This is a genomic window from Actinoalloteichus fjordicus (assembly GCF_001941625.1).
Lineage (GTDB): Bacteria > Actinomycetota > Actinomycetes > Mycobacteriales > Pseudonocardiaceae > Actinoalloteichus_A > Actinoalloteichus_A fjordicus.
Genome location: NZ_CP016076.1, coordinates 4,451,501 through 4,473,992, shown reverse-complemented (window position 1 = coordinate 4,473,992; position 22,492 = coordinate 4,451,501). Strand labels below are relative to the sequence as shown.

18 protein-coding genes are annotated in these 22,492 nt (G+C 71.2%); 10 read left to right on the top strand and 8 right to left on the bottom strand.

Annotated features, from left to right (window positions below; translation table 11 throughout):
- Positions 1-85 precede the first annotated feature (85 nt).
- From UA74_RS19055 to UA74_RS19030, 5 genes are all read left to right on the top strand, one after another.
- Positions 86-1,768, top strand: coding sequence for an alpha/beta hydrolase (locus UA74_RS19055; RefSeq protein ID WP_157434299.1), 1,683 nt, complete (start codon positions 86-88; stop codon positions 1,766-1,768).
- A 691-nt stretch (positions 1,769-2,459) separates the two neighbouring features.
- The gene (locus tag UA74_RS19045) at positions 2,460-3,458 is read left to right on the top strand and encodes a tyrosine-type recombinase/integrase (RefSeq protein ID WP_083683349.1); all 999 of its coding nucleotides are present in this window, start codon (positions 2,460-2,462) and stop codon (positions 3,456-3,458) included.
- A 117-nt stretch (positions 3,459-3,575) separates the two neighbouring features.
- Positions 3,576-4,127, top strand: a complete 552-nt coding sequence (locus UA74_RS19040) for a GrpB family protein (protein WP_075741475.1) — start codon at positions 3,576-3,578, stop codon at positions 4,125-4,127.
- 95 nt (positions 4,128-4,222) lie between these two features.
- A complete protein-coding gene (gene trxA / locus UA74_RS19035) occupies positions 4,223-4,567 on the top strand; it encodes a thioredoxin (protein WP_232237329.1) in 345 nt (114 codons plus the stop codon).
- Positions 4,568-4,866: 299 nt separating this feature from the next.
- Positions 4,867-5,385, top strand: a complete 519-nt coding sequence (locus UA74_RS19030) for a DUF4231 domain-containing protein (RefSeq protein ID WP_075741474.1) — start codon at positions 4,867-4,869, stop codon at positions 5,383-5,385.
- Positions 5,386-5,563: 178 nt separating this feature from the next.
- On the opposite strand, the gene UA74_RS19025 is transcribed toward UA74_RS19030, so the two are convergent.
- Positions 5,564-5,926: an ArsR/SmtB family transcription factor gene (locus tag UA74_RS19025; RefSeq protein WP_075741473.1), complete on the bottom strand. Its 363-nt coding sequence runs from the start codon at positions 5,924-5,926 to the stop codon at positions 5,564-5,566.
- A 146-nt stretch (positions 5,927-6,072) separates the two neighbouring features.
- Entirely contained in the window at positions 6,073-6,471 is a 399-nt protein-coding gene (locus UA74_RS19020; RefSeq protein WP_075741472.1) for a VOC family protein, read from the bottom strand.
- 219 nt (positions 6,472-6,690) lie between these two features.
- Here UA74_RS19020 and UA74_RS19015 point away from each other — a divergent pair, with 219 nt between their 5' ends.
- On the top strand, positions 6,691-7,758 hold the full coding sequence (locus UA74_RS19015; RefSeq protein ID WP_075741471.1) for an Rv2578c family radical SAM protein: 1,068 nt from the start codon (positions 6,691-6,693) through the stop codon (positions 7,756-7,758).
- Positions 7,759-8,010: 252 nt separating this feature from the next.
- Here UA74_RS19015 and UA74_RS19010 read toward each other — a convergent pair whose 3' ends face one another.
- The 3 genes from UA74_RS19010 to UA74_RS19000 form a co-directional block, all read right to left on the bottom strand.
- Positions 8,011-10,656, bottom strand: a complete 2,646-nt coding sequence (locus tag UA74_RS19010) for a cellulose binding domain-containing protein (protein ID WP_075741470.1) — start codon at positions 10,654-10,656, stop codon at positions 8,011-8,013.
- Between the two features lie 708 nt (positions 10,657-11,364).
- Complete coding sequence (locus UA74_RS19005; protein ID WP_075741469.1) at positions 11,365-12,018, bottom strand: hypothetical protein; 654 nt, start codon at positions 12,016-12,018, stop codon at positions 11,365-11,367.
- A gap of 343 nt (positions 12,019-12,361) precedes the next feature.
- Positions 12,362-13,180 (bottom strand): helix-turn-helix transcriptional regulator, encoded by an 819-nt coding sequence (locus UA74_RS19000; RefSeq protein WP_075741468.1) that lies wholly within the window; start codon positions 13,178-13,180, stop codon positions 12,362-12,364.
- Between the two features lie 140 nt (positions 13,181-13,320).
- Between UA74_RS19000 and UA74_RS18995 the strand changes: the two genes are divergently transcribed.
- Positions 13,321-13,689 carry a nuclear transport factor 2 family protein gene (locus tag UA74_RS18995; protein ID WP_075741467.1) on the top strand — a complete coding sequence of 123 codons (369 nt, stop codon included), beginning with the start codon at positions 13,321-13,323 and terminating at the stop codon, positions 13,687-13,689.
- 273 nt (positions 13,690-13,962) lie between these two features.
- Here the strand turns inward: UA74_RS18995 and UA74_RS18990 are convergent, their stop codons facing one another.
- Both UA74_RS18990 and yczE read right to left on the bottom strand, forming a co-directional pair.
- Positions 13,963-14,439 (bottom strand): PPOX class F420-dependent oxidoreductase, encoded by a 477-nt coding sequence (locus UA74_RS18990; protein ID WP_257787477.1) that lies wholly within the window; start codon positions 14,437-14,439, stop codon positions 13,963-13,965.
- On the bottom strand, positions 14,436-15,857 hold the full coding sequence (yczE, locus tag UA74_RS33710; RefSeq protein WP_232237328.1) for a membrane protein YczE: 1,422 nt from the start codon (positions 15,855-15,857) through the stop codon (positions 14,436-14,438). Before yczE ends, UA74_RS18990 begins: the two co-directional genes overlap by 4 nt.
- A gap of 59 nt (positions 15,858-15,916) precedes the next feature.
- Here yczE and UA74_RS18980 point away from each other — a divergent pair, with 59 nt between their 5' ends.
- Entirely contained in the window at positions 15,917-16,588 is a 672-nt protein-coding gene (locus UA74_RS18980; RefSeq protein ID WP_075741466.1) for a MarR family winged helix-turn-helix transcriptional regulator, read from the top strand.
- Positions 16,589-17,178: 590 nt separating this feature from the next.
- On the opposite strand, the gene UA74_RS18970 is transcribed toward UA74_RS18980, so the two are convergent.
- The gene (locus UA74_RS18970) at positions 17,179-19,821 is read right to left on the bottom strand and encodes a glycoside hydrolase family 3 N-terminal domain-containing protein (protein ID WP_083684092.1); all 2,643 of its coding nucleotides are present in this window, start codon (positions 19,819-19,821) and stop codon (positions 17,179-17,181) included.
- A gap of 477 nt (positions 19,822-20,298) precedes the next feature.
- On the opposite strand from UA74_RS18970, the gene UA74_RS18965 reads away from it, so the two are divergent.
- Both UA74_RS18965 and UA74_RS18960 read left to right on the top strand, forming a co-directional pair.
- The gene (locus UA74_RS18965) at positions 20,299-21,597 is read left to right on the top strand and encodes an extracellular solute-binding protein (protein WP_198042777.1); all 1,299 of its coding nucleotides are present in this window, start codon (positions 20,299-20,301) and stop codon (positions 21,595-21,597) included.
- Positions 21,594-22,490, top strand: a complete 897-nt coding sequence (locus UA74_RS18960; protein ID WP_075741464.1) for a carbohydrate ABC transporter permease — start codon at positions 21,594-21,596, stop codon at positions 22,488-22,490. Before UA74_RS18965 ends, UA74_RS18960 begins: the two co-directional genes overlap by 4 nt.
- Positions 22,491-22,492: the final 2 nt, after the last annotated feature.

The following is a 22,492-nucleotide window of genomic DNA, read 5'->3' as shown; positions in this document are numbered from 1 at the left end:
CGACTTCGTCGGCTTGAGTGGCCTCGACAGGCCGGTCGGATCATGCGGTGCCCGCCCGGCCGGCACCAGACAAGGAGGCCAACTGATGTACCCACGTGTTCGACGACGAACACGCCGAACCTCGGCGGCGCTCGCGCTGACCGTCGCCGTCTGCGGCCTGACCGCGACCGCCTCGGCCGCCGAGGACTCCCCGGCGGTGACCGGGCCTGCGGTGCTCGGGACCAACGGCGCCCCGGTGCCCGAGTTGGACTGGGGTCCCTGCCCGGATGATGCGGGACCTGCGGAGTACCAGTGTGCGACCGCCTCGGTTCCGCTGTCCTATCAGGACCCGCATGGCGAGCAGATCGAGATCGCGGTGGGCAGACTGCCCGCCGCCGATCAGCAGAACAGGATCGGCTCGCTGTTCTTCAACCCCGGCGGCCCCGGCGGTTCCGGCCGCATCCCGCCGGTGTTGTCGGCCGAGCTGCACGAGCGGTTCGACCTCGTCGGCTTCGATCCCCGGGGAGTGCAGGACAGCACGCCGCTGCGCTGTTTCGACGACGCAGGAGAGGCCGCCGACAGTTTCGGCCTGCTCTTCCCGACCACGGAAGAGGAGGAGCGACGGGTCATCGAGGCCACCCGGACCGGCACCGACGCCTGCGCCGCGAAGGCGGGACCCGTCCTAAACCACATGTCGACGGCGAACGTCGCCCGCGACCTGGACCTGCTGCGGGCCGCCGTCGGCGATGAGCAGCTCACCTTTCACGGCTTCTCCTATGGCACGCATCTCGGCGCGGTCTACGCCAACCTCTTCCCGGACCGGGTGCGGGCCATGACACTGGACGGTGGTCTCGACCCGGTCCAGTGGACGACGGGGGAGACCCCGGCGGACGCCGACGTGCCGTACACGACGCGCATCGGCAGCGCCGCCGGATCGCAGCGCGCGTTGGAGAGCTTCCTCGGCTTCTGCGCGCAGGACGAGCGTTGTGCGTTCCGGGAGCCCGGCGTCGATCTCGGCGAGAAGTACGACCGCGTGCTCGACGCGGCTCGCTCGGCGCCGATCGAGGTTCCCGATCAGGACGGATCGGTCATGGAATGGTCGTATCCGCTGGTCGTCGGGGTGGTCGGCTCGGCCCTCTACGACGCCCGCAGTTCGATGTTCCTCGGTGAGTACCTCCAGTCGTTGGCCGAGGCGATCGACGGGACGGGTCCGCGCGGCGAGGCTGTCCTCACGACCGTGGACGCCGTGGCGGCGATGCGTGATCAGCAGGGTTACCAGGGGCCGGAGCAGAACTTCGGGGTGGCCTGTCTCGACTCCGACAACCCCGCCGATCCGGCGCGGTGGGCCGAGGCGGCAGCCCAGGCCGACCGGGAAACGCCGAGTTTCGGCTCGATGTGGACGTATGAGTCCCTGCCCTGCGCCACCTGGCCCGGCGTCGACGAAGACCGGTACCACGGGCCGTGGGATCGCCCGACCGCGAACCCGGTGCTCGTCCTGGGCAATCGCCTCGGCGACCCGGCCACCCCGTATGACGGCGGGCGAAACCTGGCGGACCTGCTCGGAGACGGTCACCTGCTGTCCTTGGACAGCTTCGGCCATGGCGCGTTCGGCCTCCAGCTGAGCGCCTGCGTGGACGCGGCGGTGCACGCGTACTACCTCGACGGCGAGCTGCCCGCCGACGGCACCGTCTGCGAGCCGGACCGGACGCCGTTCGATCCGATCGACGGCGCACTCGGTGCTGCGGTCGCCGAGCACACCGGTCTGCCGGTCGCGGCGCTCGTCGGCTGAAGCGCGATCTGAGGACGACGGCGGTGACGTGACGGCCGGTCCGTCGCGTCACCGCCTCGTCGGTCCGGTGCAGGCGCGTGATCCGGTGCCGACGTCCTCGTCGTCGGACCGGAGTCCGTCGGGTCCGGTCCGACGCAGGCCGAGCGGGCCGAGGGGCGAGCGGGACGAGCACCGACTGTCGGAGCCCGCCGGGCTGCCGAAGCCGGGGAGCCTGTCCCGCAGCGGAGGCGTCTCGGCGGTAGTCCGGGCTCGGGACGACGGCGAGGTAAGGGCGACACGCTCAGTGGTTGTTCACGCTCGAGTGTCCCCCGACGTCCAATCCGATCTCCCCCTGCTGGCGGTGGTCGTCGTCCGCGAAGCGGTGTTCGCTTCGCAGGTGCTCGCGAGGCACCTCGGCACCGGTCTGCCACACCCTGCTCGCGGGTCGGTCTCCGATGGCCGACCCGTCCGTGTCCCGGTCGTCTCCGGCGCCGTCGTCCTCGCGGAGCACCCGTCCCCGACCGAGCCGGGGGTGATCCGGCCACCGGGTCGCGGCGCAGCGCGCCGAATAGTGGTTCCCCGCAGGTGCGGGGGTGGTCGGCGGCGCGACCCGGTGCGCCGTCCGATGCTCGACGGGTGAGGAATATCAGAACAACACTCACGATTAGGTTCTGATATTGCGAGTTCGGCACGCGGTACGATCACAGGAGTCGTGTTCCCGAGAGCCGAGAGGGTCGCCGTGGGCGAGGTCGCCAGAACGACTGTGGGCGAGGACGCCGGAACGACCATGGGCGAGGTCGCCGAGGAGTCGGTGGGCGGGATCGCCGAGGACCGAGCGCAACAGGTGCTCGTCGAGTACGAACGGGCCCTCGCGGACTCTCCCCTGGCCCCGCAGACCCGCCGCGCCTATCGCTCCCGCATCGCCGGTTTCCTCGCCTGGCTCGCCGATCACGACGGCGGCCGCGCCGATCCGCTCACCGAGCCGCCCGCCAGGGACGCGGCCGTGCGCGCCTACCGGTCGCGGCTGAAGTCTGCGCGGCGCAGCCGTCCCGCCACGATCAACGCGGTGCTGACGGCGCTCGATCACTTCTACGACCACCTGCGGATCGGACCTGCCCTGATCGTGCGGGAGGAACAGGTCGCGCCGCAGCCGAGGGCACTGCACGAGGACGAGACCCGCCGACTGCTGGCGGCCGTGCGGTCGGGCGGCTCGCTCCGGGACGCCGCCATCGTGCACACGCTGCTGCACACCGGGGTCCGGGTGGCCGAACTGGTCGCACTCGACGTCGAGGATGCCCGGCTCGGCGCCCGGCAGGCCAGGCTCGTCGTCACGACCAGGGGCGTCGAGGCGCGTGAGATCCCTTTACCCGACGAATCCCGTCTCGTGCTGCGCGAGTGGGTCTCGATTCGCCGTGGCTGGCCGGGCATCGAGCGGACGGCGGCGTTGTTCCTCAACCGGCGGGGCGGTCGACTGTCCACCCGATCGGTCGACGCTCTGGTGGTCCGCCTCGGTAGCGTCGCAGGTCTGGAGGCCGACTCCGGACAGCGGATAACCCCGTACGTCCTGCGGCAGACCTTCGGCCATCGCCTGCTCGCGTCGGGTGCCGATCCCGATCGGGTCGCCGAGCTGATGGGACATCGCCGGAGTGAGACGGCCCGACGATACGGAGCGGTCCGGGCCGCCCGCCCGCCCGACGACGTCCCCGGCTGAGTCCGCACCGCCGAGTCCGCCCGGTTCGGCGACTCGACGTCTGCGCCGTCCCCACCGCGTTCGCTGTCCGCTTTCCGCCCCACACCCGCCGCGCCGTGACGAAGGATTGAAAGAGCGATGACCGACTCCGTCGAGATCGTGGACCACGACCCACGCTGGTCGTCGGTGTTCGAAGAACTCCGCACCCGGATCAGCCGTGTCCTGGGATTCCACAGCCAGCGCATCGAGCACGTCGGCAGCACCGCCGTCCCTGGTCTCGCCGCCAGGCCCGTCATCGATCTCGACGTGGTGATCGCCGACGAGCGAGCCCTCGGCCCGGTGATCGGCAGGCTCCGGCCGCTCGGGTACAGCCACCAGGGCGATCTGGGCGTTCCCGGCCGGGAGGCCTTCAGCAGGCCGCCGCACCGCCCGCCGCCGCACCACCTCTACGTCTGCACCGAGAGCAGCCTCGCGCTCGCCAGGCACCTGGCGTTCCGCGATCAGCTGCGGCGCAGCGCCGACACCGCGGCGGCCTACGCGGAGTTGAAGCGGACGCTGGCGGCTCGGCATCCCGACGACGTCACGGCCTACGTCGAGGGCAAGACCGCCTTCGTGAGTCAGGTCCTCGACCAGGTCGCCGACGCCGCCCGCTCGGAGTACCCGGCGCCGGACGCCCCGCAGGGGGCCTGATGCCGAGGCCGGGGAATCCGGCGTGCCCGCGTGGTGTTGAGAGGGGCATGCGGCCGGGCGGACCACCGTCCGGCGGACCGGCCCCACGAAGGAGGATGATGTCTCCGATCTCGCTCACCGCCGACACGTTCGCCGACACGATCAAGGACAACGAGATCGTCGTCGTCGACTTCTGGGCCGACTGGTGCGGACCCTGCCACCGCTTCGCCCCGACCTTCGACGCCTCGGCGGCGGACAACCCCGACGTGGTGCACGCCAAGGTCGACACCGAGGCCGAGGCGGGCCTGGCGGGTGCTGCTCAGATCCGGTCCATCCCTACGCTGATGGTCTTCAAGAAGGGCACCCTGGTCTTCCGCGAGTCCGGTGCGCTGCCTGCGAAGGCACTGGCCCAGGTGCTCGACGCCGCCCGCGCGCACGAGGTCGCCGACCCGGCGCAGTGAGCGCGACGTCCCGCCCGCCGCCGTGCGCGGCCCGGCTCACCCGTCGTGGTGGGCTGGCTGCTCGGCTGGGCAGTGCCCGGTGAGTGCCGCGACGAGCAGCCGACCGGGCTCGGACCGGGTCTTTCGCCGTCGTCGCGAAGGGCGGGACGCCGATCGGCCCGGTTCATCCGAAACCACCACACTGAGCGTCGCCGACGGCTAACCTGGAGTGGCGATCGAGCGAGCCGGTGGCGGGCACGGAGGATCTGTCCGAGGATCCGTGCGGGCCTCGATCGCCTTGGGGTGATCGGGGGCTGCGGATGACCGAGCGACTCGTCGACCGGGGGTCTCGATCGCCGGACCCGGCCGATTCCATCCCCACTGTGGACGTACACGGCCTCGCAGAGGCGCACGTCAGCCGACTCCGGGCTCGATACGACTGGCGCGCCCGGTGGCATCGCCGATTCTTTCGGCTCGGGGGCCTGCTGATCATCCTGGCCAGTGCCGCCCTGCCGCTGCTCACGACCCTGGATTACGAGAACAAGGACTTCGTGCTCTCGGCGACGGGGGTGGTGATCGCCGTGCTCACCGGGTTGCAGACCTTCTATCGCTGGGACAAGTCGTGGGCGACGTTGCGGGCCGCCGAGTCCTCCCTGACCGAGCTGCGCTGGGAATGGCGCCTGCGCCAGGAGGAGGCGAAGGGCCTGACCGGTGACGACGCCGATCGACACCGCCGGGAGGCCACCGAACGCATGCTGGCGGGCGTGCGTGAGGTGCGTCTTCGCGAGTCGGAAGACTATTTCGCCGAACTGCGCTTCCCCTCGGCGCGGGCCCGCTGATCGGGCCCGCTGATCGGGTGCGGGACGGGCTCTACGGGGCGGTGCTGCTCACCCGATGATCGCCTGCCGCGCCTGCTGCTCGGCGGTTTCGTTCCGCGTCCGGGCGCCCGAGACGACGCCCTGCCGCGATGCGGGGCTTGACCGGCCGCCCCGGTCCGATGCGGGCTCAGCGGGCGGACTAATCCGGTGGCGGAGTGGGATCGGCGGCCGAGGCGGCGCGGCGTTCTCGCCTGCCCCTGGCCAGCTCGGTGGCCAGCGCGTCCAGCGGCTGGTTCCAGAAGCGGCGGTAACGCTCCAGCCACCCGTCGATCTCCCGTAGCGGCTCCGGGTCCACCGAGTACAGCCTGCGGGCGCCGACCGCCCGGACGGTGGTGAAGCCGTTCTCCCGCAGGACCCGCAGATGTTGGGAGACGCCGGGCTGCGAGATGCCGAACTCCTCCTGCACGATCGAGGTGACCTCGCCTGCCGCTCGTTCGCCGTCGGCGAGGAGTTCCAGGATGCGACGACGGACCGGGTCTCCCAGTACGTCGAACGCATGCATGATCGAACAGCCTTCCAAGCTCGCTCCGGGTAAGTCAAGCGGTGCATCCTCGGCCCGCCGAGGTCGCCCGCTCACTGGTCGCCGACGTGTCCCGGCCGGTTCGCGCTCGAGGCGCCGGAACCTGCGGCCGGGACGTCGGCTCCAGGTCAGGAGGCGTCGATCGGCTGGGCGATGCCGATGAGGTTGCCGCAGGTGTCGTCCAGCACGGCCACCGTCGCGTTGCCCGCCGCGACCGGCGGCGACGGGAACTCGACGCCCAGGCCACGCAGCCGCTCGTACTCCGCCATGACGTCGTCGACGCCGAACAGCGTGGCGGGGATGCCTGCCTCCCGCAGCGCCTGCTGATAGGTGGTCGCGATCGGGCTCCCGTTCGGTTCGAGCAGCAGTTCGACCCCGTCGGGGTCCGAAGGGGAGACGACGGTCAGCCATCGGGCGCCGCCTGCGGGCTCGTCGGTCTTGGGGAGGAAGCCGAGAACGCGGGTGTAGAAGTCCAGCGCCTTGGCCTGATCGGTGACGAAGACGCTGGTGACGGTGATCTTGATCATGAGGTCTCGTTCCCTGCCTGCCTGTCGAGGTTGTTTCGGCGGTCCGCGTGCGGGAGCCGATGTGCGACCTCAAGCTAACTGCTGGTGCTTATATAAGCAATAGCCTATATTGCTGGGGTGTGCGGCGTCGTGGACGCGACGTCGCCCGGCCGTCCGCGCCCCTCCTGTCGCGTCGTCCGCGGGTGGACAGTCATTCGAATATATGTTCGAATCTCCGTCATGAAGTGGGACGCGCAACGCTTGGACGAGGGCGGCGATCAGGCGCTGCCGCTGGAGGTGACCGGTCGGGGCGGGGTCGTGCGCGGCGGCGGGCGCGGCGGGCTCCGGCTGCCGCCCCCGGTGCCGATCGAGGCGGGCACCGACGACGAGGCGATGGCCATCGAGATCACCGCGAAGACCATCATCAACCGGGTGCCGGGCCAGTCGGGCATGCCCTTCGAATGGACGGTGAATCCTTATCGGGGCTGCAGCCATGCCTGTCGTTACTGCTTCGCGCGCAACACGCACACCTATCTCGACCTCGACTCGGGCCGTGACTTCGACACCAGGATCATCGTGAAGGTGAACGCGGGGGCGCTACTGCGTCGCGAGCTGGCGGGCCCCCGATGGCGCGGCGAGTCGATCGCGATGGGCACCAACACCGACCCCTATCAGCGGGCCGAGGGCCGTTACGGGTTGATGCGGGAGATCATCACGGCATTGCGAGACCGGGCCAACCCGTTCTCCATCCTGACCAAGGGAACCCTGATCCTGCGTGATCTCGACCTGATCACCGAGGCCGCGGGCCAGGCCCCGGTGTCGATCGCCGTCTCGGTCGGGTCCGTCGACGAGCCGCTGTGGCGGTCGGTGGAGCCGGGCACCCCCTCGCCGAACCGGAGGCTGGACGTGGTCCGTCGCTTCGCCGAGCGTGGCATCGACGTCACCGTCCTGATGGCGCCGATCCTGCCAGGACTGAGCGATTCGCCGGCGGAACTGGCCCGCACGGTCTCCGCCGTAGTCGACGCGGGCGCCTCGTCGGTGGTGCCGGTGGTCCTGCATCTGCGTCCCGGCGCCAGGGAGTGGTACCACCGCTGGCTCAGCAGTGACTTCCCCGAACTGCTTCCGCAGTACGAGCAGCTCTACCGGGCCAGCCACTATGCGCCGAAGGCCTACCAGCGCCGGATCACCGAGCAGGTGCGGGAGCTGGCCGCCGCGCGAGGCCTCCGGCGTCGCCCGAGACATCGTGCGGCCGAGTCTGAATCCGCCGCGGGGCCCGAGACGGCCGCAGGTCAGCTCTCGCTGCTCTGAGCGGCCGCTCCCCGGGGTTCGGGGATTCGGTGTCCACGGATGCGGCGTCCTCGATCTCGGCGCCGTCGGGCGCTGCGGTCTCGGACGCGGCGGCGCAGGTCTCTGCGGCCAGGCTCGGCATCCGAGGTCTCGTCGCCACGGCCGAGGAGAACGGCGGCCTGCCGAGGCGGCGCCGAGAGCGCAGACGTCGCGCGGGAGCCCGCACGGGCCCGACGTCGCCTCGGCGGGTCGGGTCCGTGCGAACAGCCGTGCTCAGCCGCCCGTGCAGGCGATCCGCGTCGGGATGCTGTCCGGCCCAGAGCCGCTGCCGTTGAAGCCGACGGTCACCGCGCCGCCCGGTGCGATGACGCCGTTGTAGCCCGCGTTGCGGACCGTCACCTCCCGGCCTGCCTGGGTCGCCTCGCCGTTCCAGGCCTGGCTCACGGTCTGCGTGCCGGGGAAGGTCCAGGACGCCGACCAGCCGTCGAACGCGGTCGAACCGGTGTTGCGAACGGTCACCGCGCCCTGGAAGCCGCCGGGCCAGGAGTTCGCGACCGCGTAGGTGGCCGAACAGCCGTCGCCGGTCGGCGGCGGGGTCGTCGTGGGCGGCGGCGTGGTGGTGGGCGGCGTGGTGTCGCCGGACTCGCCGATCTGGATGCCTCGTCCGTTGGTGCCCAGGTAGACGCGGCCGTAGACCCGAGGATCGCCGCTGAGCGCCTCGCCCATGTTGCCCCACTGGTGCTGGTCGTCGTTGATCCGAACCCAGGCCGCGCCCGCGTCGTCGGACCGGAACACGCCCTGGACCCCGCCGACCGTGCCCACCAGGTAGAGCGCGGGGTGATTCGCGCCGGGCGCCGCCGCCCCGTGGGCGACATTGCGTGCACTGTCCACCCCGGAGACGGCGGTGAACGTCGTCCCGCCGTCGGTGGAGCGCACCAGGCCGCCGTCGCCTGCCAACCAGATCTCGCCCTCGCGGTCCGGCAGCGCCGTGAACTTCACGTTCCCGGTCGGCAGCCCGGTGGCCGGGCTGGCGGTGAAGCTCGCTCCGCCGTCGGTGCTGACGTAGAACCGGCCGCCGCTCGCCCCGTAGAACACCGCCGGGTTCACCCGGTCGGCCTCCACGACCGCGCCTGCCGGGATGCCGGTGGACGCCGTCCAGGAGCTGCCGCTGCTGCCCGCGTGGTGCACGCCGGTGCCCGCCGGGCTCCACAGCACGGAGTCGCCGTCGGCCGCCGAGGCAATGGTGCCGCCCCCGGTCACACCGCTCGGCTCGCTGCTCGCCGGGTACCAGTTCGCTCCGCCGTCCTGGGAGAACGCCGCCCGGCTGACGCCGTCGGCATTGCCCGCGCGGACCACGAAGTTCGGGTTCGTCTCGGCGAAGTCGATGCTGGTGGTGCTGGTGAAGTTCGGGGCGGAGAACATCCGCTCCGGCACGGAGTCCAGGTCGTCGTGGCGGAAGCCGCCGATGTCGCCCAGCGCGCTGAGCAACGGGGCGCCGCTGGGCGGGCTGGCGAGGTCGAGGACGGCGGTCTCCTCCAGCCCGCCCACCATCGGCTCGATGGTGATCCGGCCGCCCGCGTCCCAGGCGGAGAGGTTCTCGGTGCCGTAGATCGTCGCCCCGGTGCCGTACATCATCCGGTCGGAGTCGAAGGGGTCGATCTCCAGCGCCTCGGTCATCCAGCCGAGCTTCGGGGTGATCTCGGGGGGCGTGGGGTTCGTCGCGAAGTCCAGCCACGGGACCTCGGAGATGTCGATCTCATAGCGGAAGGAGCGCTCGGGGTAATTGGCCCAGTCCCAGGCCCGCGTCCACGTCTCGCCCGCGTCGGTGCTGCGGAAGATCACGATGTCCGGCCACCAGAGCAGCTGGCTGGCCACCATCAGGGTGCCCGGATTCTGCCGGTCGATCGTCAGTCCGCTGTAGCCGAAGTCGGAGCCCTCCGCACCGGAGGGGACGGGGCTGATCTGCGTCCACTCACCGGTGTCGGTCGCGTACTTCCAGACGTCGCCCTCGGCGCCGTCATACGGTCCGCCGGTGTCGCTGGTCGCGATGTAGAGGAAGCCGTTGACGTGGTCGACGACGCCCTTGTGCGCCAGGAAGCCGGTCGGCTGGCCCGCCACCCGTTCCCAGCTCGCTCCCGCGTCGGTGCTGCGGTAGACGGTGTTCTCCTTGTCCGCCACGCCGATGTAGAGGTCCTGCGTCGGCTCGCCTGCGCTGCCGGTGGACTCGTCGAAGGTCACCCAGGTGACGCCCTGGTTGTCGTCCAGGTAGCCGTTCGGATCGTCCGGGTCCTGCGCGTAGTTCCCCGGATTCGGGAAGTTCGACACCTCCGACCAGGTCACGCCGAAGTCGGTGCTGCGCCACAGCCCGTTTCCGCTGGGAGCGCCCAGGTACACGATGCTGTTGTCGTTGGGGTCGACGGTCAGCCGCTCGCCCATGCCACGGCCCGGCATGTTCCCGCCGAGCTTGAACGGCAGCTCCGTCACCTCCCAGGTCTCGCCCCGGTCCGCCGAGCGCAGGATGGCGCCGTTGTTCGGGTCCCAGTCGTTGGTGTACATGCCCGCCGCGACGTACACCCGGTCGGTGTCCACCGGGTCGGTGGCCAGGCTGACGACGCCGTTGTATCCCCACTCGTCCCAGCCGACCCAGTCCAGCAACGGGGTCCACCGGCCGCTGTCCTGCTCCCAGCGGTAGGCCCCGCCGATGTCGGTGCGTGCGTAGATCAGGTTCGGCTCGCTCTGATTGAAGATGATGCCGGGGACGAACCCGCCGCCCGCGATCTCGGCGTTGCGCCAGGAATAGGACTGATTGACGGTCTGCGCCGCCGCCTCGGACTGGCCGCTGGGCAACTGGGTGAGCGCCAGTGCGCCCGCGGCCAGCGCGGCTGCGAGCGCGGCCGACAGGAATCTGCGCTTGGTCACGTCGAACCTCTTCCTTGAGTTGACGCCAGTCGGTCGGACGGATTGCGGACACGGCGGCGAAAAGAGAACCGGGAATCCGGTATCGGCAGGTCATCCTTGGATCGAGTCCGGGATGGTCCTGAATTCCGTCCGGGGCCGACGCGCCCCGGCCCGGTGCGAGATTCACATATCGAGACAGGCCTGTCAACGGTGGTGAGCGGCCGAATCGGGGGCTGGTGAGAACTGTGATACGTCGATTTGCGCGGCCGTTATGTATCGAAATGTGATTCGACACCAATGCGCGGAATTCGTCGAAATCGAGTTCGATGACCCGGCCTTGTCGAGTGAGTCACTCGGCGGGCTCGGGGCTCGGGCGGCGGGCGACGGGCGGGAGGGGCGCGGCGGCGGGATTCGGGACGCCGTCGGCGGTCGGCCTCGGCGCGTCTCCCGACGACGGTGGCGCGGGGGGCTGCCCACCGGGACGCCGGGACCGCGCCGTCCCGGCGTCGCCCCGCGACGGCCGACGGCCGGGCGCGGGCGAGTACGCACCCGGCGGCGGCTCGTCTCACCGGATCTGTCGGACTCGCCGGACCGCAGGCGCGGCTCCGCTGCTCGCGGAGTCGGCTGATCGGCGGGCCCGGCGACCGGTATCGGAGCAGGCTCTCGGCCCGTCCGACGTCGAGGCGACCGACCTGCCACCGGCCCGTCGCCTCGACGCAGGCGGCCCGCTCAGTGGTGTTCGGTCCTGGCGAACTCGCAGCCCTCGACGTCCGCCGGGATGCGATGTGCGTCCTCGATGTCGACCGGCGCGCACCACAGGTAGTGCAGACCCAGCTCGTCGTTGCCCGCGGGCCCGGCCGTGATCGCGAAGCCGTTGCCGAACGCCCAGTCCGGGTTGTCCGTCAACCGCCCGTCGGCCTGGGCCTGCTGCCAGGACTCCTGGAACTCGATCAGTCGGGCGGGCTCGAAGCGCACCAGACCGAGCCGGTCGTACGGCGGAATCGAGCAGGTCGCCCACTCGGAGACGAAGGGCTCGTAGTGCTCGGCCAGCTGCGGACCGAGATAGTCGACGAGATCATCGCGGTCGGCGGGCGCGACCTCGGCGCACTCGCCCGTCTCGTCCTGGACCCAGGCCGCGAGCTCGTCCATCGAGTCGAAGGACTCGCCGAGTGCGGCGATGCCCTCGCCCTCGGCGTGGCCTTCGTGCTGTCCCTCGTCGCCGGTCGACTCCGGCGCGGGATCGGCACCGGCACTGGTCTCGACGTCGGAAGCCGGGCCCGCGCGTTCGGTGCCCGAGTCCTGGCTCGCGCAACCCGTTGCCACGACGATGGCGAGCAGCACCGCCGCAGTCCGAAGCCTCCTGGTGCTCAGCACGGTGTCCACAGACGTGACCTCCTCGTCGGCCCCGTCCCGGCACTGCGGGCGGGGACTCGATGCTCACGATGCGGTGACATCCGGCGGGCGGTGTCGTCGCGCGGCGGCCCGGTGCGGCGGTGCGCATCGAGCCGAGCCGGGTGCCGCAGGTTTCGCGCAGGCGTCCCGGCGTCGATCACCGGTCGCGACGCCACGCTGCGTCGGCTGGTCATCGGATCGCTCCTCTCCGGCGGGGCTGGAGGGGGTGAGCTCTGTCTCCTTCGGACGGTAGGAGGCCCGGCCTTCATCGGTACAGGCCCGGATGGCCGTATCCGCGCAGGCACCCGGTGGGCAGCGCCGTCGGCGCCCTCGATCAGCACGTCGATCCGAAGCGGTCCCGATGGGCGCGCAGCGCCGCAGCGGTCTCGTCGTCGGCGGGCAGGAACGCCTCGACGGCCAGCTCGTCCATCGTGACGTCCAGCGGCGCCCCGAAGGTGGTGACGGTGCTGATGAAGGAGAGCACGCCGTCGTCGTGGCGGAGCCGAAGCGGCACGGCGAGGTCGCCGAGTTCGATGTCCGGATCGGACTCTGCGGGCCGCGGCGGCGCCGGATACCCGGTGAGCTCCGTGTGCAGCGCGCGGAGCTCGGGATCGCCGCCGTTGGCGACCTGGCGACTCACTCGGTCCAGCAGGTGCCTGCGCCACTGTCCGAGGTTGACGATCCGGGGCGCCATTCCGTCCGGGTGCAGGCTGATGCGCAGTGCGTTGGCCGGGGCGGCGAGCAGTTCGGGTGCCGCGCCTGCGGTGAGCAGGCTGACGCCTGCATTGCCGTCGACGATGTTCCACGATCGGTCGACCAGCACGGCCGGATAGGGCTCGTAGGCGGCGAGCACCTTTGCCACGGCGGCCCGCACCGTCTCCAGCCGAGTCGAGCCGAGCTCGGATTCGGTGTAGACGGGGGCGTGGCCCGCCGCGAGGAGCAGCCCATTGCGGTCGCGGAGCGGGACGTCGAGATGCTCGGCCAGCCGCAGCACCATCTCCCGGCTCGGGTTGGCGCGGCCGGTCTCCATGAAGCTCAGGTGGCGGGTGGAGACCTCGGCCTGGTTGGAGAGTTCGAGCTGGCTCCAGCGCCTGCGCTCCCGCCAGGAACGCAGCAGGGGTCCCACCGGCCTGGCCGGAGCGTCGTTCGTCATCGGACCTCGATTCGAGGGACATTACCTGACAGGTAATCGACCACATTACCTGTGATTCGGCATGCTCTGAAGCGTCCGGCCGACGAGGCCGACCGGCGGCCGAGATCGGAACCGCCGCTCCGCACCACGAGGGGACCGACATGAGCACCGTGACCGCACTGCTTGCCCGCTACATCGCGACCTGGAACGAGACCGACCCCGCCGCCCGCCGTCGTGCGATCACCGAGCTGTGGACCGAGGACGGCGTCTACACCGACCCGCTGGCCTCGGTCACCGGGCATGAGTCGATCTCGGCGGTGATCGGCGCCGCGCAGGAGATGTTCGCCGGGCATGTCTTCCGGCTGCTTGACGGCGCCGAGGCACACCACGACGTGGTCCGGTTCCGCTGGGAGCTGGTCCCGGCGGGCGGTGGCGAGTCGGTGGCGATCGGTCTCGACGTGGCCGCCCTGGCGGCGGACGGCCGAATCCGGCTGATCCACGGCTTCCTCGACAAGGCGCCCGCGGCCTGAACCGTCGGGTCGGCGTCGGCGCCCCGACGGCCGGCCTGCGGTGGCGGGCGGCCAGCGGCGGCCGCCGACCGACCGGTCGGCTCGCCGCAGGACCGACCGCCGCGTCGCGCTCGGCTCGCGGACGACCCCCGCGAGCCGGGCCCGACCTCAGGACCCCGGCCGCCAGGCGGGCCCGGTCTCGATCGCCAGGGCTCGGCAGCCCCGGCGGGAGCCCGTCCGCAGCCGCCCGGCCTGCGGTCGGGCCCGCGCAGGCCCGACCGCTCCCCAGCCGGCTCAGTCCCGCAGGTCGACGCCCACCGTGCCATCCGAGGGCGACCAGCCGTAGGCGCGCTCTGGTCGCAGGCGCAGCAGCCGTCGCCGGTCGGCCACCATGGCGGCCCGGTACTCGGTCCAGTCGGGATGCTCGCCCGCGATCTCGCGGTAGACCTGGACCAGTTCCGCCACCGTCGCGTCCTGCGGATCGGTCGCCACGGGGGAGAGCACCGCCGTGGCGTCCAGGACAAGGTAGGCGCCAAGGTCGGGCGTGCTCACCTGGAAGGAGGCCCTCGGATCGCGCCGAAGATTGCGCGTCTTGGCCCGTCCGTCGGTCAGTGACACCAGGATCTCGCCCGTCGCCGGGCGGAAGGTGTAGGAGACCACCGACGCCTGCGGACGACCGTTCCCGCGCAGTGTCATGAGGATGCCGCGCCGCTGCTCGTTCAGCAGGTCGAGCAGCACGCCGAGTCCGGGACGGCCGGACTGCGCGATCACGACGGGACCCGCTCGCTGCGCAGCGGGGCCAGTGCGGCGGACAGTCGCCCCAGTTCGTCGAGCATCCGGGTGCAGGCGGCGGTCCTGGCCGGATCGTCGAGCAGTACGCCGTCCTGGATCTGCTCGCTGACGAAGGGGATCGAGACGGCCTCGGTGACCGGAGACATCTTCAGCGTCGTCACCACCTGCTTGAGCATCTGCACCGCGCGGAGCCCGCCGGAGGTCATGCCGTAGCTGACGAAGCCGACGGGCTTGTAGTGCCACTCCGAGTACAGGAAGTCGACGGCGTTCTTCACGACCGCGTTGAACCCGAAGTTGTATTCGGGCATGACGAACACGAAGGCGTCGGCGGAGTCGACCAGCGCGCTCCAGTCCTTCGTGTGCTGATGGCGGTAGCGGCCTGCGGCCGGGTGCTCCGGCTCGTCGAGGAAGGGCAGCGCGAGTTCGCCGAGATCGACCGTGCGCACCTCGAATCCGCCGTGGTCGACGGCGACGTCGGTGCACCACCGGGCGACGGCCGGCCCGAGCCTGCCCGGCCGGGTACTCGCGACGATGACATGCAGGACTGGCATGGGGACTTCTCCTGAGTGCAGTGGGGTGGGACTGGGGACGGGTGGAGCGAGGGGGGCGGGGCGCCGCTGCTGCGGGGCGGCGGTGATCGGGGCTCCCCGTCGATCGCGACGATCGGGCGGCGGGTCGAGCGCCCCGCCGAGTGCGGCGGCTGCGGGCTCGTGGTCGCGGGGGTGCGGCGGGCCGGACAGCCGGGGAAGCAGCACCTGGAGTAGCGGGCCGATCCCGACCGCGTACAGCACGGTGCCGATGCCGACGGTGCCGCCGAGCAGCCAGCCGATCGCCAGGACGCCGACCTCGACGCCCGTGCGGGCGCGGCGGATCGTCCAGCCGCGTGCCGCGAGTCCGGTCATCAGGCCGTCCCTCGGCCCCGGCCCGAGGCCCGCGCCGAGGTACAGGCCCAGCCCGATCGCGTTGATCAGCAGGCCCGCGAGCAGGAACGCCGCCCGGGCCGCCGGGTGAGCGGGTTCGGGCAGGACGGTGAGCGCGGCCTCGGTGAGCACGCCGACGCTCGCGATGTTGAGGACGGTGCCGATGCCTGGTCGCTGCCGTAACGGAATCCACAGCGCCAGCACGACGACGCCCGCGCCGATCACGACGACGCCGAACGGCAGCCCGGTGCGCAGTGCCAGGCCCTGATGGAACACGTCCCAGGGCGAGAGGCCCAGACCGGCGTTGAGCATCATCGCCAGCCCGAGGCTGAACAGCGGAAGGCCGACGGCGAGTCTGGCTAGGCGACGCGGCAGGTCGACTCTCGCTCGCCGGGCAGGCGGGCGCGGCGCCGCGCCCTCGACCCGCGAGCCCGGCCTCCCCGATTCGTCCTGCACCGCGACCCCTTTCGTTGACATGTCAACGAGAAGGTAGGCGCAGATGGGTGACATGTCAACAAGACGCTAGAGTGTGCCGGGTGACCGACCCGAACTGGCTCGACGACGACCAACAGCGGGCCTGGCTGGGCTACCGCCGCATGCGGCTGCTGCTCGATGCCCGAATCGCCAGAGAGCTGAGCGTCGACTCGGGTCTCTCGATGCCGGACTACGACGTCTTGTCCACGCTGTCCGAGTCGCCCGGGCATCGGCGCAGGATCAGCGAGCTGGCCGACCGGATGCTGTGGTCCAAGAGCAGGCTGTCGCACCACCTCACCCGCATGGAGCAGCGCGACCTCGTCGGCCGGGAGGAATGCGCCGACGACGGCCGCGCCGCCGTCGTGGCCCTCACCGATGCGGGGCTGCGCACGCTGGCGGCCGCCGCCCCCGGCCACGTCGACACGGTGCGCGAGTACTTCATCGACCTGCTGACCCCGGCGCAGCTCGCCGTGTTCGTCGAGATCGCCACCACCGTCGTCGAAAACCTGGGCGAGCCGCCGACGGGTCGGGACGGCCCGGCGGCGGTGGCGTCCGCTGCTGTGAGGTCTTCGGCGGGGACGTCCGCTGCCGCGACGTCCCCTGCCGCGACGTCCTCGGGGGCGACGGACCCTGCTGCGATGAATCAGGAGGCGACGAATCAGGAGGCGACGGACCAGGAGGCGACGACGTCTGCCGCGTCGATGAGGGCCCGGCGGGGCAGGGCGCGCAGCTGATCAATCCTCGGACGGCGGCGTACAGCGGATGCGTTTGCGGCGGTGCCGGTGCGTGCCCTCCGCAGCTCGGCACCCCCGCCGCCGAGCCCGCCTGCGGCCCGGCGCCGAATGTCCGGACACCGGAACGTTCGGAGACACCTGATCGCAGCCTGCGAGTATCACGGCCACGTCCTCGGCGAGGTCATCCGGTGCGCCACTGGATTTACCCCGGCGTGGGCGTCATCGCTGAAACCGTACTGGCCGCCTGCCCTGTCATCGTCCGGACACCTGACCGGCCGGACAGGCCGGGCGACCTGTCGGCCGAGGGGGCGGGCGCGAAGGTCGGGTGGCGGTCGGGTCCCGGCCGCATTTCGGCGGCGGAGGCATTCCACCCGATCGATATCTTGCGGATATCGAACAGGTGTTCGATCATTTCATCATGACTTCTCGTCGCCTGAGCAGCCGGACATCCGACCGCAGCGACACCGCCCCCGTCGTCGAGGCGGCGGCTTCGGACGGCATGCCGCCTGAAGCCGCGCCGCCGGTCACGCCCGTCGTGCCCGTCACGCGCCGCGCCGCCCGTCATGCGCGGCGCGGCCGATGCCTTCGGCTCAGCTGTCCGTCACGGGCCGGTCCGCCCCGAGCGTGACGGGCGTGTCGAGCACCCGATCCTCACCGACCCCTCGCGGGGAGCCGGTGAGGACGAACTCGCCGTGCAGCCGAAGATCGGCACTCGACGCCCCGACGTGCACCTCCACGAGCCCTGGCTCGACGAGGCGATGCCCTGCGCGCCCGGTGAAGGACGTCCGGTCGGCGTGCAGCCGGAAGCGCACCTCCCGCTCGGTCCCGGCCCGCAGCGGGACCCGGACGAAGCCCGCGAGCTGCCGCACCGGCCGGGTCACCTGCGCCACCGGATCACGCAGGTAGAGCTGCACGACCTCCACTCCGTCGCGGTCGCCGACGTTGGCCACGACGCAGGACACCTCGACCGTGCCGTCCGTCGCGATCCGCGCGTTCGCGGCGGCCTCGTCCCCGTCCGCGGTCTGGGCCTCGGCCGCTCCGCCTGCACCGGCCTCGGCCTGCTGATCGATCGCCCGCACCCGCAGCGCCGAGTACCGGTACGTCGTGTACGAGAGTCCGTGACCGAAGGGGAATAGTGGTGTGGGGTCGGCCGAACTGACCTCCGAGCGCAGGCCCAGCGGCGGCGTCAGATAGGTGAAGGGCTGCCCGTGCGGCGTGGCGGGCAGGTTCACTGGCAGCCGTCCCGAGGGATTGACCCGACCGGTGAGCACGTCGACCACCGCCGCCGCCCCCTCCTCGCCGGGCAGGAAGGCCTGCACCACCGCCGCGAGGCGATCGGCGACCGTTCCGAGCGCGTACGGCCTGCCACTGATCACCACGGCGACCGTCGGCACCCCGGTGTCGACCACTGCGGCGAGCAGGTCGCCCTGCACACCGGGCAGCGACAGGTCCGTCGCGTCACAGCCCTCACCGGAGGTGCCCCGGCCGAACAACCCGGAGTGGTCGCCGACGACCACCAGCGCCAGGTCGGCGGCGCGGGCCGTGTCCACCGCGTCGGCGATCCCGGAGCGGTCCTCGCCGGTGACGGCGCAGCCCGGCTCGGGGAGGATCGCGCTCGCGTCGAGCCCGGTGCGCAAGGCGTCGAGCACCGTGGGAATCTCCACGCCCACCGGCAGTTCCGGGTAGGAGACGCCGACGTGGGCGGGGAACGAGTAGCAGCCGAGCATCGCGTGGACGTCGTCGGCGAGCGGGCCCAGCACCGCCACCCGACCGGGACTCCGCAGCGGCAGCACCCCCTGCCGATCGGCCAGCAGCACCACCGACTCCTCGGCGAGCCTGCGGGCCACCCGGCGGTTCGCGGGGGAGTCGAGGTCGACGGCGGGAGCCGCTGTGGACGAGGCGGATGCGGGCGGGCGGCCCCTCAGCGCGGGCGGCTCCGGCGACCAGTCCGGGTCGAGGAGTCCCAGCTCGCACTTCTGACGGAGCACCCTGGTCACGGCGCGGTCGACGAGCGACTCCGGGACGAGCCCGGCCCGAATCCGTTCGGCGAGCGGCTCGCCGAAGCACCGCACCGTCGGCAGCTCGACGTCGACACCCGCCGTGAGGGCCTGCTGAGCGGCCTCGCCCTCATCGGCCGCCGTTCCGTGCAGGCGCTGTAGGAACGCGATGCCGAAGTAGTCGGCGACCACGACGCCGGTGAAGCCCCACTGATCGCGTAGCAGACCGGTGAGCAGCTTCTCGTCGGCCGCGACCGGCACGCCGTCGATCTCGGCGTAGGAGTGCATCACCGACCGGGCGCCGCCGTGCCGCAAGGCCGTCTCGAAGGGCGGGAGGATCACGTCGGCGAGTTCGCGCGGTCCGACGGCCACCGGAGCGAGGTTGCGACCCGCCCGTGAGGCGGAGTAGCCGGCGAAGTGCTTCAGCGTGGCCACCACCCCGGCGCCCTCGATGCCGCGGACGTAGGCGGCCCCGATCGTGCCGACCAGGAACGGGTCCTCGCCGATCGTCTCCTCGACCCGGCCCCATCGGGAGTCCCGGACGACGTCGAGCACCGGGGCCAGTCCCTGGTGCACGCCGACCGAGCGCAGGTCCGCGCCGATTGCCGCCGCCATCGTCTCCACCAGCTCGGGGTTGAAGGACGCGCCCCAGGCGATGGGCACCGGAAACACCGTCGCCCGCCAGGCGGCGAAGCCTGCCAGGCACTCCTCGTGGGCCATGGCGGGAATGCCGAACCTGCTCGCCGCGACGATCTCGCGCTGCGCGTCGGCCAGCATCCTCGCCCCGGTCGTCGGGTCGACGGGGGTGGTGCCGAAGGTCCTGGTGAGCTGGCCGAGACCGGACCGGATCGCCTCGGACCAGACCGGGGGCTCCTCGGTCTGCTCGTGTTGATGCGGTGCGACGCCGTCGGCGCCGTCGGTCGCGCTGACCCAGACGCCGACGAGCTGGGCGAGCTTCTCCGCCAGCGTCATCCTGGGCAGCAGATCCGCCACGCGCGCCTCGACCGACAGCTCTGGCCGACGCCACGGCTCGACGGCTCGCGGTGTCGCCGCGTCGCCGATGATCGAGTGCTCGCTGATCGAGTCGTCCGCCCCGGAACCGCCCGAGCCTGCGCCGTCGGCGGGTGCGTCGCGCGGTGCGGAGCGCTGCGCCGTGGTCGCCCCGGAAGTCGTCGAGCCTGCCGCCGTCGGATCGGGAGCGGTCGAGGCGGCGCGGCCGGGGTGCTGCTGGTCCATGTCGAAGCTCTCCACTCTGGACGGCCGACCGCGCGGCGTCGGCGGGCGGGGCGGGCATGCGGGTGCTGCGGACCTGCGGACGCCGACGTCTGTCGGCCGGTACACGTCGAGCCGTCGTCCGGTGTGACGGCCCGACCCTCGACACTATCGGAAAAAATCGAGAACGGTCCAGGGGGCAATCCTGATCGCCAGTTCCTCGAATCTCCCACCGACATCGCAGGTGAAGGGTCAGATATTAGCGAAGAGGCCGGTGAATCTGCTTTCGTGGCGCGAGGTCTTGACGTGAGCAATCCCACCTCCGTACGCTGCGCGTCACCGAAACTATCGGTTACTTTTTCGATCGCCTGGGCGTGTCAGCTCCCTGGTAGCCACCGGATCGACTCGACGATGACGTCCGCCCGGATTCGCGGACGACTCGATCCGGCGGCTCGCGTCAGCGGATGCTCTCGTGCCCTCGATGTGCTTCCAGGAGCGGCGATGACTGAATTCATGCTCGGACGTCGGCGATTCATGACCGCCTCGGCGGCGGGGCTGGCCGTCCTCGGCCTGGCCGCGTGCGGTGGCGGCAGCGATCCGACCCGAGACGGCGCCACCGTGTGGTCCCTTGAGGACCCGGTGCACAATCCGATCCAAGAGGCCGCGATCGAGGCGTTCAACCAGGGGGCGAGCAGCCGATTCCGGCTGGAGACCTTCGCCAACACCGCCTACGCGCAGCGGCTCCGGGTGTCGATGGGCACGCCCAATGCACCCTCGGTGTTCTTCAACTGGGGAGGCGCCAGCATCCGGTCCTATGTGGAGGTCGACCAGGTCGCCGACCTCACCGACCGACTCGCGGCCGACGCCGCCTGGCGGGACTCCTTCTTACCCGCGGTGCTGGACGCCGGGCGGATCGACGACCGGAATTACGGCATCCCCCTGCGCGGAATGCAGCCGGTCGTCCTCTTCTACCACACCGAGTTGTTCGCCGAGAACGATCTGCGTCCGCCCGCGAACTGGGCGGAGCTGCTCGATCTGGTCGATCGCTTCCAGGCCATCGGCGTCACGCCGTTCGCCCTGGCGGGATCGGAGAGCTGGACCCAGCTGATGTGGCTGGAGTATCTCGTGGATCGTCTCGGCGGCGAGCAGGTCTTCGAGCGCATCTCGGCGGGGGAGGAGGGTGCCTGGGGCGACCCCGCGATGATCGGCGCGCTGGACCGGATCGGCGAGCTCGTCGAACGCGGAGCGTTCGGCACGAACTTCTCCTCCGTCAACTACGGCGCGGGCGGCGCCTCCACGCTCTTCGCCATGGGCGACGCCGCCATGCATCTGATGGGCACCTGGGAGTACCCCAACCAGCTCGATCAGCAGCCCGCCTTCGCCAGGGACGCCCTCGGCTGGACGACCTTCCCGGTCTTGGAGGACGGCGACGGCGATCCGAGCGCGGTGGTCGGCAACCCCACCAACTACTTCTCCGTCAACAGTGCGGCCGCCGATGTGGAGGCGGCGGTGGAGTTCCTGCGGGAGCACATGAACTCCGACGCCTATGTCGACGCCCTGATCGCCGCAGGCGACGTGCCCGCCATCACCGGCCTCGAGGACCGGCTCAGCACCTCGCCCAACGCGGAGTACGCCCTGTTCATCTACGAGATGGTGCAGAGCGCCGCCGCCTTCACACCGTCCTGGGACCAGGCGCTTCCGCCCGAGGTCGCCCGGATCATGCTGACCACTCTGCAAGAGGTCTTCCTCGGCGAGCGGGACGCCGCGGGCTTCGTCGAGGTGTTGGAGTCGGGTACGTGAGCGAGGGCGCACTCGATCGCACCACCCGACCAGGGCTCTGGTACGCGGTGCCCGCGATGGTCTTCTTCGGACTGTTCGCCCTGGTGCCCCTGGTGTTCGTCGTCGTGCTGTCCTTCACCCACTGGAATGGTCTCGGCGATCCGCAGGCCGCCGGGCTCGACAACTGGCAGCGGATCGCGGCCGATCCGACGGTGCTGGACTCCCTGCGCATCACCGTGGTGCTCGGCGTCGTCTGCTGGCTCGTGCAGACGCCCCTCAGCCTGCTGCTGGGCGTCTGGGCGGCGGGGCATCAGCGCAACCGGGCCGTGCTGTCGGCGGTGTTCTTCCTGCCGCTGCTGCTCTCCGGCGCGGCCGTCGCCATCGCATGGCGGTCACTGCTGGACCCGAACTTCGGGCTCGCCTCGGTGCTCGGTCCGCTGGTGGGGATTCCCGACGGCAACCTGCTCGGCAGCGGCACCAGCGCGCTGATGGTCATCGTCGTCATCGTGGCCTGGCAGTTCGTCCCCTTCCACACCCTGCTCTATCAGGCCGCGGCACGACGCATTCCCCAGCAGCTCTACGAGGCGGCGCGGATGGACGGCGCGAACCGGCTGCACCAGTTCCGGCACATCACGCTTCCGCAGCTCCGCAACACCATCATCACCTCGTCGCTGCTGATGGTGGTCGGCTCGCTGACCTACTTCGAGACGATTCTCATCGTCACCGACGGCGGTCCCGGCCGGGCCACCGAGGTCCTGCCCTTCCGCATGTACGAGGCGGGCTTCCGCAGCTACGAGATGGGTTATGGCGCCGCCATCGCCTCCGCGCTCGTGCTGATCGGCACGCTGCTCTCCCTGGTCATGGTCCGTTTCAGCGGCTTCAGCAAGATGCGCTCGACCTTGGAGGGCCTGTAGCC

Excerpts from the sequence above, each read along its gene's own strand:
- UA74_RS19040 (WP_075741475.1), top strand. The coding sequence starts at position 3,576 with ATGACCGACTCCGTCGAGATCGTGGACCACGACCCACGCTGGTCGTCG.
- UA74_RS19015 (WP_075741471.1), top strand. The coding sequence starts at position 6,691 with ATGAAGTGGGACGCGCAACGCTTGGACGAGGGCGGCGATCAGGCGCTG.
- trxA (WP_232237329.1), top strand. The coding sequence starts at position 4,223 with ATGATGTCTCCGATCTCGCTCACCGCCGACACGTTCGCCGACACGATC.
- yczE (WP_232237328.1), bottom strand. The coding sequence starts at position 15,857 with ATGTCAACGAAAGGGGTCGCGGTGCAGGACGAATCGGGGAGGCCGGGC.
- UA74_RS18965 (WP_198042777.1), top strand. The coding sequence starts at position 20,299 with ATGACTGAATTCATGCTCGGACGTCGGCGATTCATGACCGCCTCGGCG.
- UA74_RS18970 (WP_083684092.1), bottom strand. The coding sequence starts at position 19,821 with ATGGACCAGCAGCACCCCGGCCGCGCCGCCTCGACCGCTCCCGATCCG.
- UA74_RS19000 (WP_075741468.1), bottom strand. The coding sequence starts at position 13,180 with ATGACGAACGACGCTCCGGCCAGGCCGGTGGGACCCCTGCTGCGTTCC.
- UA74_RS19055 (WP_157434299.1), top strand. The coding sequence starts at position 86 with ATGTACCCACGTGTTCGACGACGAACACGCCGAACCTCGGCGGCGCTC.
- UA74_RS19025 (WP_075741473.1), bottom strand. The coding sequence starts at position 5,926 with ATGCATGCGTTCGACGTACTGGGAGACCCGGTCCGTCGTCGCATCCTG.
- UA74_RS19030 (WP_075741474.1), top strand. The coding sequence starts at position 4,867 with ATGACCGAGCGACTCGTCGACCGGGGGTCTCGATCGCCGGACCCGGCC.
- UA74_RS18995 (WP_075741467.1), top strand. The coding sequence starts at position 13,321 with ATGAGCACCGTGACCGCACTGCTTGCCCGCTACATCGCGACCTGGAAC.
- UA74_RS19020 (WP_075741472.1), bottom strand. The coding sequence starts at position 6,471 with ATGATCAAGATCACCGTCACCAGCGTCTTCGTCACCGATCAGGCCAAG.